Raw genomic sequence first — 14,552 nt, forward strand, 5'->3', positions numbered from 1 at the left:
TGCCGTTCCCCCTAGACCAAGCGACGCAGTATCAACAGATGGCGCTGGCCTTGGCAACCGGGAACCTTGAGCACGTGCGTGCTTTGCAGGCGAAAGTCCGCTGGCAGGGCCTGCAGCTCGTCGTCCGGATGCACGCCTTTCATCGCCAGCCAATGAGTCTGGCCATCACCCAGGTGACGGGTCCAGTTGCTGAAATCTTCCAGCGAGCTGAACGCGCGCGAGCAGATGCCGCTGAACGGTAGCTCCGGCTGAAACTCTTCGACCCGGCTGTGGATAACTTGCAGATTGGCCAGCTTCAGCTCCAGTTTCACTTGGGTGAGGAAGCGGGTCTTCTTGCCGTTGGAGTCGAGCAGGGTGAACTGCCGCTCGGGAAACAGGATGGCCAGGGGAATCCCCGGCATGCCGCCGCCACTCCCCACATCCAGCCAGTTATCGCCATGCTCGGCAACGAAGGGCACCACGCTCAGGCTGTCGAGCAGATGGCGCGATACCATTTCGTCCGGGTTGCGCACGGCGGTCAGGTTGTAGGCCTTGTTCCACTTGATCAGCAACGCCAGGTAGGCCAGCAGCTGTTCTTGCTGCTGGTCGGACAAGTCGACGCCAAGCGTCTGCGCGCCTTGCGCGAGTTCTTCGGCATGGCGTTGGGTGACGGCAGACATCAGGCGCTTTGCTCCAGCTGACGGCCAGCGCCGCGTTTCTTCAAATAGATCAGCAGCAGGGAAATCGCCGCGGGGGTCACACCGGGGATGCGCGACGCCTGACCGAGGGTCTGCGGCCGGCTGTTGCCGAGCTTGCCCTGGATCTCCTTGGACAGCCCGGATATCCCGGCGTAGTCGATATCGGCCGGCAGCTGGGTATCTTCGCTGGCGCGCAGTCGCTCGATCTCTTCCTGCTGACGTTCGATGTAGCCGGCGTACTTGGTCTTGATCTCGATCTGCTCGGCGACCTGCGGGTCGCTGGCACCGGCGCCGGTCACCTCGATCAGGCTGGCGTAGTCAATTTCCGGACGGCTGAGCAGGTTGAGCAGGTTGTACTCATGGGCCAGCGGCGTGCCGAAGCGCTCGACGATGGCATCGCCCTGCTGGGTGCCCGGACGCACCCAGGTGCTCTTTAGCCGTTGTTCTTCCTGGACGATGCCTTCGCGCTTGGCTTCGAAAGCAGCCCAGCGCGCATCGTCGACAAGGCCCAGCTCGCGGCCTTTTTCGGTCAGGCGCAGATCGGCGTTGTCCTCACGCAGGATCAGCCGATATTCGGCGCGCGAGGTGAACATGCGGTACGGCTCCTGGGTGCCGAGGGTGATCAGGTCGTCGACCAGCACACCGATGTAGGCCTCATCGCGACGCGGGCACCAGGCTTCCTTGCCCTGCGCGCGCAGCGCGGCGTTGGCGCCGGCCAGCAGGCCCTGAGCACCGGCTTCTTCGTAGCCGGTGGTGCCGTTGATCTGGCCGGCGAAGAACAGGCCGCCGATGACCTTGGTCTCCAGGCTGTACTTGAGGTCGCGCGGATCGAAGTAGTCGTACTCGATGGCGTAGCCCGGTCGCACGATGTGGGCGTTCTCCATGCCGCGGATGGAACGCACGATCTCAAGCTGTACATCGAACGGCAGCGAGGTGGAGATGCCGTTGGGGTACAACTCATGGGTGGTCAGGCCTTCCGGCTCGATGAATACCTGATGGCTGTCCTTGTCGGCGAAGCGGTGAATCTTGTCCTCGATCGACGGGCAGTAGCGCGGGCCGATGCCCTCGATCACCCCGGAATACATGGGCGAGCGATCCAGGTTGCTGGCAATGATCTCGTGGGTGCGCGCATTGGTGTGGGTCATCCAGCAGCTGATCTGCTGCGGATGCATGTCCTTGTTACCCATGAAGGACATCACCGGGATCGGCGTATCGCCCGGTTGCTCGGTCATCAGCGAGAAATCCACCGAACGGCCATCGATGCGCGGCGGCGTACCGGTTTTCAGGCGACCGACGCGCAGGGGCAGTTCGCGCAGGCGCTGGGCCAAGGCGATCGAGGGTGGATCGCCGGCACGACCGCCGGAGTAGTTCTGCAGACCAATGTGGATAAGTCCGCCGAGAAAGGTGCCGGTGGTCAACACCACCGAATCGGCGAAGAAGCGCAGGCCCATCTGGGTGACCACGCCTTTGACCTGGTCCTGCTCGACGATCAGGTCATCAGCGGCTTGCTGAAATATCCACAGGTTGGCCTGGTTTTCCAGGATCTCGCGGATCGCCGCTTTGTACAGCACGCGGTCGGCCTGGGCGCGTGTGGCACGCACAGCAGGTCCTTTACGGCTGTTGAGCACGCGAAACTGGATGCCGCCCTTGTCGGTGGCAATCGCCATGGCGCCGCCAAGGGCGTCGATTTCCTTGACCAGGTGGCTCTTGCCGATACCGCCGATGGCCGGGTTGCAGCTCATCTGGCCGAGGGTTTCCACATTGTGGGTCAGCAGTAGGGTCTTCACGCCCATACGTGCTGCTGCCAATGCAGCCTCGGTACCGGCATGACCGCCGCCGATCACGATCACGTCAAAACGGGAAGGGAAGTCCACCACGCACCTCGTGCCTGTAGAAAAAGGGGAAAAAGAGAAGGGGCGCAAGTATAGGGACTTAGCCGGAGTGAATGAAGCCTTCTGCACAAAAAATAGCCAGTCGGTAGGGCTTCAGGTTTATAGAGAATAAAAGAATGAAGTTTTATAAAGCCTTATTTTTATTTTTATATATGGTCAAGTCCTTTTCTGTGGATAAAGTTCTACAGGCCTTTATTGGTGGGCTGTACAGCGAATGATAACCCTGTGCTGATCCTGGCGCTTTCCGCTGGGTAAGCTGCCCACTAGCTGTGGATGGAATGGCTAGTTATACACAGAGGGTTTTATCTTCAGCTTTCCAGCCTAGTTATAGACCGGGCTTAGGCCGGGTTTTCCACAGGGCTTAGGTTCGTCTTTGCGGATCATTGGATAACTGCCGGGCAGGGGCGATCCGCCTTGGGCCAGGCAGGCGGATGCGGCGTAAGCGGGTTTATTTACCGATGCAGAAGCTGGAGAAGATGCGCCCGAGCAGGTCGTCGGAGCTGAAGGCACCGGTGATCTCGCCCAAGGCTTGCTGGGCCTGACGCAGGTCCTCGGCCAGCAGCTCGCCCGCTCCCGCCAGGGTCAGCTGCGCGCGGCCGTGCTCGAGGTGGCTGGATGCCTGGCGCAGGGCTTCCAGGTGGCGGCGGCGAGCGCTGAAGCTGTTCTCGGTGGTCTGCTGGTAGCCCATGCAGGCCTTGAGGTGTTCGCGCAGCAGATCCAGACCGTCGTTGGACTTGGCTGACAGGCTGAGGGTGACATGACCATCCGCGCAGGTATCCAGCGCCACGGCCTCGCCCGACAGGTCGGCCTTGTTGCGGATCAGGGTGACCCGCGCCGGATCCGGGCGCTGGTCGAGGAACTCCGGCCACAGGGCAAAGGGGTCGGCGGCTTCCGGCGCGGTCGAGTCAACCACCAACAGCACCCGATCGGCCTCGCCGATTGCCTTCAGCGCCCGTTCCACGCCGATCTTCTCGACCTGGTCATCGGTGTCGCGCAGGCCGGCCGTATCCACCACGTGCAGCGGCATGCCGTCGATGTGGATATGTTCACGCAGCACATCGCGGGTGGTCCCGGCGATCTCGGTGACAATCGCTGCTTCACGCCCGGCCAGGGCATTGAGCAGGCTGGACTTGCCGGCGTTGGGCCGGCCGGCGATGACCACGGTCATGCCATCGCGCAGCAAGGCGCCCTGACCGGCTTCGCGCAAAACTGTGGATAAGTTGTCACGCACACCATCCAGCAGGCCGAGTACATGGCCATCGGCGAGGAAGTCGATTTCTTCCTCGGGGAAGTCGATCGCCGCTTCCACATAGATGCGCAACTCGATCAGCTTCTCGGTCAGGCCATGCACCCGCCGGGAAAATTCGCCCTGCAGCGAGCGCAAGGCATTGCGTGCGGCCTGGGCCGAGCTGGCTTCGATCAGGTCGGCGATGGCTTCGGCCTGAGCCAGGTCGAGCTTGTCGTTGAGGAAGGCGCGTTCGCTGAACTCCCCGGGGCGTGCCTGACGGGCGCCGAGCTGCAGGCAGCGCTGCAGGAGCATGTCGAGCACCACCGGGCCGCCGTGGCCCTGCAGTTCCAGCACGTCTTCACCGGTAAAGGAATGCGGGCCGGGGAAGAACAACAGCAGGCCCTGGTCGATCACCTCGCCTTCATTGTCGTGCCAGGGCCCGTAATGGGCATGCCGTGGCTTGGCTTCGAGGCCGCTCAAGGTGATGCCGATAGCCCGCGCCCGTGGCCCGGAGACCCGTACGATGCCGACTCCACCACGACCCTGGGCAGTAGCAACGGCGGCGATGGTTTCACGAGCGGCGTTCATATCGGGCTCTCTCGGCAGTAAATGACAGATAGCAAAACGCCCCACGAGGGGGCGTTCAGTGCAGCGGCGAGGACGGTCAGGCTTTCGCCGCGGCCGCCTCGATCTTGCGGGTAATGTACCACTGCTGGGCGATGGACAGGACGTTGTTGACCACCCAGTACAGCACCAGACCAGCCGGGAACCAGAGGAAGAAGAAGGTGAAGATGATCGGCATCAGCTTCATCACCTTGGCCTGCATCGGATCCGGCGGCGTCGGGTTGAGCTGCTGCTGGATGAACATGGTGGCGCCCATGATGATCGGCAGGAGGAAGTACGGATCCTTGATCGACAGGTCGGTGATCCACAGCAGCCACGGGGCCTGGCGCATTTCCACGCTTTCCAGGAGGGTCCAGTAGAGGGCCAGGAATACCGGCATCTGTACCAGGATCGGCAGGCAGCCGCCGAGCGGATTGATCTTTTCCTTCTTGTACAGCTCCATCATCGCCTGGGACATCTTCTGGCGATCGTCGCCAAACTGTTCTTTCAGCGCAGCCAGCTTCGGCGATACCGCACGCATGCGCGCCATCGACTTGTAGCTGGCGGCGGACAGCGGGAAGAACGCCAGTTTGATGATGATGGTCAGGACGATGATCGACCAGCCCCAGTTACCCAGGATGCTGTGGATATGTTCCAGCAGCCAGAAGATCGGCTGGGCGAGGAACCACAGGATGCCGTAGTCAACGGTCAGCTCCAGGCCCGGGGACAATTCGCCCAGGTGCTTCTGGATCTTCGGGCCGGCGTAGAGGATGGCGCTGGTTTCAGCCTGGGCACCTGCGGCGACGCTGAGGGTCGGGCCGGTGAAGCCGATGATGTAGTTACCCTTGGTATCTTTGCGGGTCTGCACCACGTTGCTGGTGTCTTTGCCCGGAATCCAGGCGGTGACAAAGTAGTGCTGCAGCCAGGCAACCCAGCCACCCTGCACGGTTTCCTTGTCGGCCTGCTTGTCCATGTCGCTCATCGACACTTTCTTGTACGGCTCTTCGCTGGTCCACATGGCGGCGCCCAGGTAGGTCGCGGTGCCGGTGGCAGTGGTCGAAGACGGATCACCGCTGCTGTCGCGCTTGAGCTGGGCAAACATGTTGCCGCTCCAGGCCTGGGCCGACTGGTTGTCGATCCGGTAGGCCACGTCTAGTTCGTACTGGCCGCGCTTGAAGCTGAAGCGCTTGATGTAGTTGACCCCGGCTTCGCTGTACTTCAGCTCGACCACCAGTTCGTCCTGGCCGTCGGCCAGCTGGTACTGCTGCTGGGCGCTGCTCCACAGGGCGCGACCGCTGCTCTTGTCCGGCGCGTTGCTGCCGATTAGGCCGCTCTGTGCCAGATATAGGCGCTCACCACCATTGTCGAACAGCTGGAACGGAATCTCCGGACGATCCTGACGACGCGGGTAAGCCGGCAGAGTCAGCTGCACGATGTCACCACCACGCGGGTCGATGGCCAGGTCGAGCACGTCGGTCTTCACCCGGATCAGCTGATCGCTGACGGCGGCAGTGCTTTCAGGCTGAGCCTGTTCACTGTTGGCAGCCGGGATGTCGTCGTTGCTGCTCGCAACTGCCGGCGCATCGGGCAGATCCGGATTACTGTTGCTGGCAACAGCGGCACTCTGGGTTGGCAGAGCAGCCTGGCCATAGTCTTCGTTCCACTGCAGAACCATCAGGTAGGAGACGATTGCCAGGGCGACGAGCAGGATCGAGCGTTGGATATCCATGGATTACTCGGTCATCGAAGGGGGAGAAAGAGGCGGAACCGGATCGTAACCACCGGGGTTCCAGGGATGACAGCGGCTCAGGCGACGAATGCCAAGCCAGCCACCCCGCAGTAAACCATGCAGTTCGATGGCTTCCTGGGTGTAGCAAGAACAGCTGGGGTAGAAGCGACAGTGATTGGCCATCAACGGGCTGATGGCGTAGCGGTAAAACTGGATCGGAAGGATCGCCAGTTTACGCATGGGGACTGTCGCTCACCCCTATTCCGGTTTTGGCTTCAGGACTAGGCTGCTGGCGGGCAAGGCGCTTCCAGAGTTTCTCGAACTGCTGATGCAGTTCGGGATTGTCCAGATCGCCAAGACCCTTGCGTGCTACCACGACAATGTCCAAACCGCCCAATAACGCCTGGTGATGCCGGAAGGAATCCCGGATCAGGCGTTTTAGGCGGTTGCGCTCGACGGAAAGCTTGACGCTTTTCTTGCCGATCACCAAACCCAGGCGGGGATGGTCCAGATCGTTAGTGCGAGCGAGGAGCAGGACGTTTTTGCCAGGAGCCTTGCCGCTGGGTGAGTCGAATACTGTCTTGAATTGCCGGGGTGTCAGCAGACGCTTTTCCCGACCGAAGTCTCGACTCACCACCCGTTCCGGTTTATCAGACGGTCAGGCGCTTGCGGCCCTTGGCGCGACGACGCGACAGGACGGCACGACCGTTCTTGGTGGCCATGCGTGCGCGGAAACCGTGGGTACGAGCGCGCTTGATAGTGCTGGGTTGGAAAGTGCGTTTCATGGTGCTTACCTGGGTGATCCACTGCGGGCCGGAATGGCCCCCGTTTAAAGAGACCGGCGATTCTAGTGAAAGCCAAGCCTCAGGTCAATTTCCAGACAGGCTTCTGAGCATAAAGAAGATAAAAGGAAAGAAATTCTTAAAAGAACTTGTAGTACTTATAAAGCTTTAAGGAAGCGGTTAGCTGTGGAAAACCTTGCGCAGGCTTAGTCTGGCGCTGTCTTCAGCGCTTGCAAAGTCTGTCAGTAACAGGTGTGGCAACTGTGCGGAGGCTGGGTGAAGCCTGTGCAGTAAATGCCGCTTTACCCACAGCTGGGTTATCCAGAGGCTTTTCCCCTGACTTGTCCATAGCCCTTACGGGTAGTTTATCCACAGCTTTCTGGGGTTATCCCGTTACCCAGGGAAACACTGATAAATCCTTGATTTCACTCGGCCGATAAGCCTTTTTCGTGTGGATAACTCGGGTCTCGGGGGCTACAATGCAGGCTGTTTTTTGCCTCGCTGACCGTAGCGACTTAGGGGATTTCCGTGTCCGTTGAACTTTGGCAGCAGTGTGTTGAGCTGCTTCGCGATGAGTTGCCTGCCCAGCAATTCAACACCTGGATCCGCCCCTTGCAGGTGGAAGCCGAGGGTGACGAGTTGCGGGTCTATGCACCGAACCGTTTCGTTCTCGACTGGGTCAATGAAAAGTACCTGGTGCGGCTGCTGGAACTCCTGGCCGAGCGAGCCAATGGTCTGGCGCCTGCCTTGTCGATGTTGATCGGCAGCAAACGCAGCGCAGCCGCACGCGTTGCCCCGCCAGTCGCTACGCCTTCTATTAATAGTCATGTGCCGTCAGCTGCCGCGGTTGTACACGACGCCCCGGTCAGTGAGCCGCAGGCCAGTTCCCAGCCCGTTGCCGCGACACGCCCAACCGAGCGCACGGTGCAGGTCGAAGGCGCGTTGAAGCACACCAGCTACCTCAACCGCACCTTCACCTTCGAGAACTTCGTCGAGGGTAAATCCAACCAGATGGCCCGCGCCGCAGCCTGGCAGGTGGCGGACAATCTCAAGCACGGTTACAACCCGCTGTTCCTCTATGGCGGCGTCGGCCTGGGCAAGACTCACCTGATGCATGCGGTGGGTAACCACCTGCTGAAGAAGAATCCGAATGCCAAGGTGGTCTACCTGCATTCCGAGCGCTTCGTCGCCGACATGGTCAAGGCGCTGCAGCTCAATGCGATCAACGAATTCAAGCGCTTCTACCGTTCGGTAGACGCGCTGCTGATCGACGATATCCAGTTCTTCGCCAAGAAGGAGCGTTCCCAGGAGGAGTTCTTCCACACCTTCAACGCCCTGCTCGAAGGTGGCCAGCAGGTCATCCTCACCAGCGATCGCTACCCGAAGGAAATCGAAGGCCTGGAAGAACGTTTGAAGTCGCGCTTCGGATGGGGCCTGACCGTCGCGGTCGAGCCGCCGGAACTGGAAACCCGCGTGGCCATCCTGATGAAGAAGGCCGAGCAGACTAAAGTCGACCTGCCGCATGACGCCGCCTTCTTCATTGCCCAGCGCATCCGCTCCAACGTGCGCGAGCTGGAAGGCGCGCTGAAACGGGTGATCGCCCACTCGCACTTCACCAACCAGCCGATCACCATCGAGCTGATTCGCGAGTCGCTGAAAGATCTGCTGGCTCTGCAGGACAAGCTGGTCAGTGTGGACAATATCCAGCGCACCGTGGCCGAGTACTACAAGATCAAGATTTCCGATCTGTTGTCCAAGCGCCGCTCGCGGTCGGTCGCCCGGCCGCGCCAGGTGGCTATGGCCTTGTCGAAAGAATTGACCAACCACAGCCTGCCGGAAATCGGCGATGCATTTGGCGGAAGAGACCACACCACAGTTCTGCACGCCTGTCGTAAGATTGCCGAACTGCGCGAATCCGACGCGGATATCCGCGAGGACTACAAGAACCTGCTGCGCACCCTGACTACCTGACACGCAGCCTCATTAGGCAAGGGACTAGACCATGCATTTCACCATTCAACGCGAAGCCCTGTTGAAACCCCTGCAACTGGTCGCCGGCGTCGTCGAACGCCGTCAGACCTTGCCGGTTTTGTCGAACGTGCTGCTGGTGGTTGAAGGCCAACAGCTGTCGTTGACCGGTACTGACCTGGAAGTCGAACTGGTTGGCCGCGTGACTTTGGAAGATAGCGCCGAGCCGGGCGAGATCACCGTACCGGCACGCAAGCTGATGGACATCTGCAAAAGTCTGCCGAGCGATGCGCTGATCGATATCCGCGTCGACGAGCAGAAGCTGGTGGTCAAGGCCGGGCGCAGCCGCTTCACACTGTCGACCCTGCCGGCCAACGACTTCCCGACTGTGGAAGAAGGCCCGGGTTCGCTGACCTTCTCGCTGATCCAGAGCAAGCTGCGCCGTCTGATCGAGCGCACCAGTTTCGCCATGGCCCAGCAAGACGTGCGCTATTACCTCAACGGCATGCTGATCGAAGTGCAGACCGGCGTACTGCGTGCGGTGGCTACCGACGGTCATCGCCTGGCCATGTGCGCCATGGAAGCGGCTATCGAGAACACCGAGAAGCACCAGGTGATCGTGCCGCGTAAAGGTATCCTCGAACTGGCCCGCCTGCTCACCGAGCAGGACGGCGAAGTCGCTATCGTTCTTGGCCAGCACCATATTCGTGCCACCACCGGCGAGTTCACCTTCACCTCCAAGCTGGTTGACGGCAAGTTCCCGGATTACGAGCGAGTGTTGCCGCGCGGTGGTGACAAGCTGGTGATTGGTGATCGTCAGGCCCTGCGTGAAGCCTTCAGCCGCACCTCGATCCTGTCCAACGAGAAGTACCGAGGTATTCGTCTGCAACTGGCCAGCGGTCAGCTGAAGATCCAGGCGAACAACCCGGAGCAGGAAGAAGCGGAAGAAGAAGTGGCAGTCGATTACAACGGCGGCTCGCTGGAGATCGGTTTCAACGTCAGCTACCTGCTCGACGTACTGGGCGTGATGACCACCGAGCAGGTGCGTCTGATCCTCTCCGATGCCAATAGCAGTGCTCTGGTGCAGGAAGCCGGTAACGACGACTCGTCCTACGTTGTCATGCCGATGCGTCTGTAACCCCCGAATGTCCCTCTCCCGCGTCACCGTCACCGCGGTGCGAAATCTGCACCCGGTGACGCTCTCCCCCTCTCCCCGCATCAACATCCTTCATGGCGCTAACGGCAGCGGCAAGACCAGCCTGCTGGAAGCCATCCACCTGCTCGGCCTCGCCCGCTCCTTTCGCAGCAACAAGCTGCTGCCGATGATTCAGTACGAGCAACCGGCCTGTACCGTATTCGGTCAGGTCGAGCTGGCGGACGAGCGTTCCAGCAATCTGGGGATTTCCCGTGATCGTCAGGGCGAACTGCAGATTCGCATCGATGGGCAGAACGCACGCAGCACGGCGCAGCTCGCCGAAGTGCTACCGCTGCAGGTGATCAATCCGGATAGTTTTCGCCTGCTCGAAGGGGCGCCGAAGATTCGTCGGCAGTTCCTCGACTGGGGAGTGTTCCACGTGGAACAACGCTTTTTGCCGGCCTGGCAGCGCCTGCAGAAGGCCCTGCGCCAGCGAAACTCGTGGCTGCGGCATGGTACACTGGACGGCGCTGCACAGGCCGCGTGGGACCGTGAGCTGTGCCTGGCCAGCGATGAGTTGGACGGTTATCGGCGGGCTTATATCCAGGCCCTCAAGCCGGTGTTCGAGCAGGTGCTGAGTGAGCTGGTAGAGCTTGAAGGGCTGACCCTGAGTTACTACCGCGGCTGGGACAAGGACAAGGCGCTGACCGATGTATTGGCCGCCACCCTGCCCCGCGACCAGCAGCTCGGCCATACCCAGGCCGGACCGCAGCGCGCCGATTTACGTCTGCGCCTCGGCGCACACAATGCCGCGGAGATTCTGTCCCGCGGTCAGCAGAAGCTGGTGGTCTGTGCACTGCGCATTGCCCAGGGGCATCTGCTGAACCAGGCCAAGCATGGCCAATGCATTTATCTGGTGGACGACTTGCCGTCGGAGCTGGATGAGCAACATCGACGGGCCTTGTGCCGACTGCTGGATGATTTGCAGTGTCAGGTGTTCATCACCTGTGTCGATCACGAATTATTGAATGATGGCTGGCGCACGGATACGCCGGTCGCCATGTTCCACGTGGAACATGGCTGTATCACCCAGACACGACCACCGGGAGTGAAGGCATGAGCGAAAACCAAACGTACGACTCCAACAGTATCAAGGTCCTCAAGGGCCTGGATGCCGTACGCAAGCGGCCAGGCATGTACATCGGCGACACCGATGACGGCAGCGGTCTGCACCACATGGTCTTCGAAGTGGTCGACAACTCGATCGACGAAGCGCTGGCCGGTCACTGCAGCGACATCAGCATCACCATCCACCCGGATGAGTCGATCACCGTGCGCGACAACGGTCGCGGCATCCCGGTGGACATGCATAAAGAGGAAGGCGTCTCCGCCGCCGAGGTCATCATGACCGTGCTGCACGCCGGCGGTAAGTTCGACGACAACAGCTACAAGGTATCCGGCGGCCTGCACGGCGTGGGTGTCTCGGTGGTGAATGCGCTGTCGAAGGAACTGGTGCTGACCATTCGCCGCAGCGGCAAGGTCTGGGAACAGACCTACGTGCATGGCGTGCCGCAAGCCCCGCTGGCTGCGGTTGGCGATGCTGATGGCACCGGTACGCAGATCCACTTCAAGCCGTCGGAAGACACCTTCCACAACATCCACTTCAGCTGGGACATCCTGGCCAAGCGCCTGCGCGAACTGTCCTTCCTCAACTCCGGTGTCGGCATCGTCCTCAAGGACGAGCGCAGCGGCAAGGAAGAGCTGTTCAAGTACGAAGGCGGCCTCAAGGCGTTCGTCGAGTACCTGAACACCAACAAGACCGTGGTCAACCAGGTGTTCCACTTCAACATCCAGCGCGAAGAAGATGGCGTCGGTGTGGAAGTTGCCCTGCAGTGGAACGACAGCTTCAACGAGAATCTGCTGTGCTTCACCAACAATATTCCGCAGCGTGACGGCGGTACCCACCTGGCCGGCTTCCGCTCCGCCCTCACCCGCCACCTGAACAACTACATCGAAGCCGAAGGCCTGGCCAAGAAGCACAAGGTCGCGACCACCGGTGACGACGCCCGCGAAGGCCTGACCGCGATCATCTCGGTCAAGGTGCCGGATCCGAAGTTCAGCTCGCAGACCAAGGACAAGCTGGTTTCCTCCGAGGTGAAAACCGCGGTAGAACAGGAAATGGGCAAGCACTTCGCCGACTTCCTGCTGGAGAACCCCAACGAAGCCAAGGCCGTGGTCGGCAAGATGATCGACGCCGCACGTGCCCGTGAAGCGGCGCGCAAGGCGCGTGAGATGACCCGCCGCAAAGGCGCGCTGGATATCGCCGGCCTGCCCGGCAAGCTGGCCGACTGCCAGGAAAAAGACCCGGCGCTGTCCGAACTCTACATCGTGGAAGGGGACTCCGCGGGCGGTTCTGCCAAGCAGGGCCGTAACCGCAAGACCCAGGCGATCCTGCCGCTCAAGGGTAAGATCCTCAACGTCGAGCGCGCCCGTTTCGACCGCATGATTTCCTCCCAGGAAGTCGGCACGCTGATCACCGCGCTCGGCTGCGGTATCGGGCGCGACGAGTACAACATCGACAAGCTGCGCTACCACAACATCATCATCATGACCGACGCCGACGTCGACGGTTCGCACATCCGCACCCTGCTGCTGACCTTCTTCTTCCGGCAGCTGCCGGAGCTGGTCGAGCGTGGCTACATCTACATCGCCCAGCCGCCGCTGTACAAGGTCAAGAAGGGCAAGCAGGAGCAGTACATCAAGGACGACGAGGCCATGGACGAATACATGACCCAGTCGGCCCTCGATGATGCCAGCCTGCACGTCAACGAGAACGCCCCAGGCCTGTCCGGTGCAGCGCTGGAGAAACTGGTCAACGAATACCGCGCTGTGATGAAGACCCTCGGCCGCCTGTCCCGTGTCTACCCGCAGGACATCACCGAACACATGGTCTACCTGCCGCGCGTATCGGTCGAACAACTGGCCGACCATGCTGCCATGCAGACCTGGCTGGAAGCCTTCCAGGCGCGTCTGAAGGGCGTCGAGAAGTCCGGTCAGACCTACACCGCCAGCCTGCGCGAAGACCGCGAGCGTCACCTGTGGTTGCCGGAAGTGGAAGTGATGGCCCACGGTCTGTCGAGCTACATCACCTTCAACCGCGACTTTTTCGCCAGCAACGACTACCGCACCGTGACCACCCTCGGCGAGCAGCTCAACAGCCTGCTGGAAGACGGTGCCTACGTGCAGCGCGGCGAGCGCAAGAAGCCGGTCAGCACCTTCAAGGATGCGCTGGGCTGGCTGATGGCCGAAAGCACCAAGCGCCACAGCATTCAGCGCTATAAAGGTCTGGGCGAGATGAACCCGGAGCAGCTGTGGGAAACCACCATGGACCCGAGTGTGCGCCGTATGCTCAAGGTGACCATCGAAGACGCCATCGCGGCGGACCAGATCTTCAACACTCTGATGGGCGATGCCGTGGAGCCGCGCCGCGACTTCATCGAAAGTAACGCCCTGGCGGTATCCAACCTGGACTTCTGACCAGGTTGTTTCCCGAAAGAAAAAACCCCGGCATGCCGGGGTTTTTTATTGCCTGTCGTTTAGCCGATCAGGCCCACCAGTAGCGCACCACATGGAAGAAGATCGGTGCGGCGAAGCACACCGAGTCGAGGCGGTCGAGCATGCCGCCGTGGCCTTCGATCATGTGGCCCCAGTCCTTCACGCCGCGATCGCGCTTGATCGCCGACATCACCAGGCCGCCGGCAAATCCCAGCAGGTTGACCAGCAGGGCCAGGACGGCAGCCTGCCAGAAGCTGAAAGGGGTGATCCAGCACAGCAGCGCGCCGACCAGAGTAGCCAGGACGACACCGCCGACGAAGCCTTCAACGGTCTTCGACGGCGACAGCAGCGGTGCGATCTTGTGCTTGCCGGCGAGCTTGCCGCAGACGTACTGCAGCACATCGGAGAGCTGCACGACGATCACCAGCCAGGCGATCAGCAGCAGGTTGCGTCCCTCGTAGCCGGGGATATCCAGGGTCAGCAGCGCTGGTACGGCGGAGATGCAGTACACCGCGATCATCAGGCCCCACTGCACCTTGGAGGCACGTTCGAGGAAGCGCGTGGTGTCGCCGCCAAGGGAAGCGAGAATCGGCAGCAGGAGGAACAGATAGACCGGGATGAAGATGCTGAACATGCCATACCAATCGATGCCGATCAGCAGGTACTGCACCGGCAGGGCGAAGTAGAAGGCAGCCACCAGCGCCGGGTAGTCGCTGCGCCGGGTCGGCGTCAGAGTCATGAACTCGCGCAGGGCGTAGAAGGACACGCCGTAGAACAGCACGATCACCCCGGTATTGCCGAACAGGAAGGCGATGCCGATCACCAGCACCATCACCCACCAGGCGTTGATGCGCGCGTTGAGGTTATCGATCACCGAGTTGGGCGTGTCACCGGCGCGGCGCTTGAGGATGAAACCGACCAGCGAGGCCAGCAGCAGAACGGCGCCGATACCGGCGAACAACAGTAGCGTATTGCGATCCATC

Annotated in this window: 11 protein-coding genes and 1 pseudogene; 4 read left to right on the forward strand and 8 right to left on the reverse strand. The window is 61.1% G+C overall.

The features are described 5' to 3' along the window. Nucleotides 1–11 precede the first annotated feature (11 nt). From rsmG to rpmH, 7 genes are all read right to left on the reverse strand, one after another. Nucleotides 12–659, reverse strand: coding sequence for a 16S rRNA (guanine(527)-N(7))-methyltransferase RsmG (gene rsmG / locus H3H45_RS04920; protein WP_182832595.1), 648 nt, complete (start codon nucleotides 657–659; stop codon nucleotides 12–14). Beyond that, entirely contained in the window at nucleotides 659–2,551 is a 1,893-nt protein-coding gene (mnmG, locus tag H3H45_RS04925) for a tRNA uridine-5-carboxymethylaminomethyl(34) synthesis enzyme MnmG (protein WP_182832596.1), read from the reverse strand. Before mnmG ends, rsmG begins: the two co-directional genes overlap by 1 nt. A 466-nt stretch (nucleotides 2,552–3,017) precedes the next feature. Next, a complete protein-coding gene (gene mnmE, locus H3H45_RS04930; RefSeq protein ID WP_182832597.1) occupies nucleotides 3,018–4,385 on the reverse strand; it encodes a tRNA uridine-5-carboxymethylaminomethyl(34) synthesis GTPase MnmE in 1,368 nt (455 codons plus the stop codon). 76 nt (nucleotides 4,386–4,461) lie between these two features. Continuing rightward, nucleotides 4,462–6,129 (reverse strand): membrane protein insertase YidC, encoded by a 1,668-nt coding sequence (gene yidC / locus H3H45_RS04935; protein WP_182832598.1) that lies wholly within the window; start codon nucleotides 6,127–6,129, stop codon nucleotides 4,462–4,464. Between the two features lie 3 nt (nucleotides 6,130–6,132). Continuing rightward, nucleotides 6,133–6,369 carry a membrane protein insertion efficiency factor YidD gene (gene yidD, locus H3H45_RS04940; RefSeq protein ID WP_182832599.1) on the reverse strand — a complete coding sequence of 79 codons (237 nt, stop codon included), beginning with the start codon at nucleotides 6,367–6,369 and terminating at the stop codon, nucleotides 6,133–6,135. Beyond that, nucleotides 6,362–6,763 carry a ribonuclease P protein component gene (gene rnpA, locus H3H45_RS04945; protein WP_182832600.1) on the reverse strand — a complete coding sequence of 134 codons (402 nt, stop codon included), beginning with the start codon at nucleotides 6,761–6,763 and terminating at the stop codon, nucleotides 6,362–6,364. Before rnpA ends, yidD begins: the two co-directional genes overlap by 8 nt. Before the next feature lie 16 nt (nucleotides 6,764–6,779). Beyond that, nucleotides 6,780–6,914, reverse strand: coding sequence for a 50S ribosomal protein L34 (gene rpmH / locus H3H45_RS04950; protein WP_003246698.1), 135 nt, complete (start codon nucleotides 6,912–6,914; stop codon nucleotides 6,780–6,782). Nucleotides 6,915–7,439: 525 nt separating this feature from the next. Here rpmH and dnaA point away from each other — a divergent pair. The 4 genes and pseudogenes from dnaA (at nucleotide 7,440) to gyrB (ending at nucleotide 13,551) form a co-directional block, all read left to right on the forward strand. Continuing rightward, a complete protein-coding gene (dnaA, locus tag H3H45_RS04955; RefSeq protein WP_182832601.1) occupies nucleotides 7,440–8,882 on the forward strand; it encodes a chromosomal replication initiator protein DnaA in 1,443 nt (480 codons plus the stop codon). Between the two features lie 31 nt (nucleotides 8,883–8,913). After that, complete coding sequence (dnaN, locus tag H3H45_RS04960; RefSeq protein ID WP_182832602.1) at nucleotides 8,914–10,017, forward strand: DNA polymerase III subunit beta; 1,104 nt, start codon at nucleotides 8,914–8,916, stop codon at nucleotides 10,015–10,017. A gap of 7 nt (nucleotides 10,018–10,024) precedes the next feature. Further along, a pseudogene (gene recF, locus H3H45_RS04965) lies at nucleotides 10,025–11,126 on the forward strand (DNA replication/repair protein RecF). A 4-nt stretch (nucleotides 11,127–11,130) separates the two neighbouring features. Continuing rightward, nucleotides 11,131–13,551 (forward strand): DNA topoisomerase (ATP-hydrolyzing) subunit B, encoded by a 2,421-nt coding sequence (gene gyrB / locus H3H45_RS04970; RefSeq protein ID WP_182832604.1) that lies wholly within the window; start codon nucleotides 11,131–11,133, stop codon nucleotides 13,549–13,551. Between the two features lie 67 nt (nucleotides 13,552–13,618). On the opposite strand, the gene H3H45_RS04975 is transcribed toward gyrB, so the two are convergent. After that, complete coding sequence (locus H3H45_RS04975) at nucleotides 13,619–14,551, reverse strand: phosphatidate cytidylyltransferase (RefSeq protein WP_182832605.1); 933 nt, start codon at nucleotides 14,549–14,551, stop codon at nucleotides 13,619–13,621. Between the last annotated feature and the right edge of the window lies 1 nt (nucleotide 14,552).

The sequence above is a fragment of the Aquipseudomonas guryensis genome (assembly GCF_014164785.1).
Taxonomy (GTDB): domain Bacteria; phylum Pseudomonadota; class Gammaproteobacteria; order Pseudomonadales; family Pseudomonadaceae; genus Aquipseudomonas; species Aquipseudomonas guryensis.

Bases quoted from the DNA above. Each gene is read 5' to 3' on its own strand.
- dnaN (WP_182832602.1), top strand. From the start codon at position 8,914: ATGCATTTCACCATTCAACGCGAAGCCCTGTTGAAACCCCTGCAACTG.
- yidD (WP_182832599.1), bottom strand. From the start codon at position 6,369: ATGCGTAAACTGGCGATCCTTCCGATCCAGTTTTACCGCTACGCCATC.
- gyrB (WP_182832604.1), top strand. From the start codon at position 11,131: ATGAGCGAAAACCAAACGTACGACTCCAACAGTATCAAGGTCCTCAAG.
- mnmE (WP_182832597.1), bottom strand. From the start codon at position 4,385: ATGAACGCCGCTCGTGAAACCATCGCCGCCGTTGCTACTGCCCAGGGT.
- rsmG (WP_182832595.1), bottom strand. From the start codon at position 659: ATGTCTGCCGTCACCCAACGCCATGCCGAAGAACTCGCGCAAGGCGCG.
- H3H45_RS04975 (WP_182832605.1), bottom strand. From the start codon at position 14,551: ATGGATCGCAATACGCTACTGTTGTTCGCCGGTATCGGCGCCGTTCTG.
- rpmH (WP_003246698.1), bottom strand. From the start codon at position 6,914: ATGAAACGCACTTTCCAACCCAGCACTATCAAGCGCGCTCGTACCCAC.
- yidC (WP_182832598.1), bottom strand. From the start codon at position 6,129: ATGGATATCCAACGCTCGATCCTGCTCGTCGCCCTGGCAATCGTCTCC.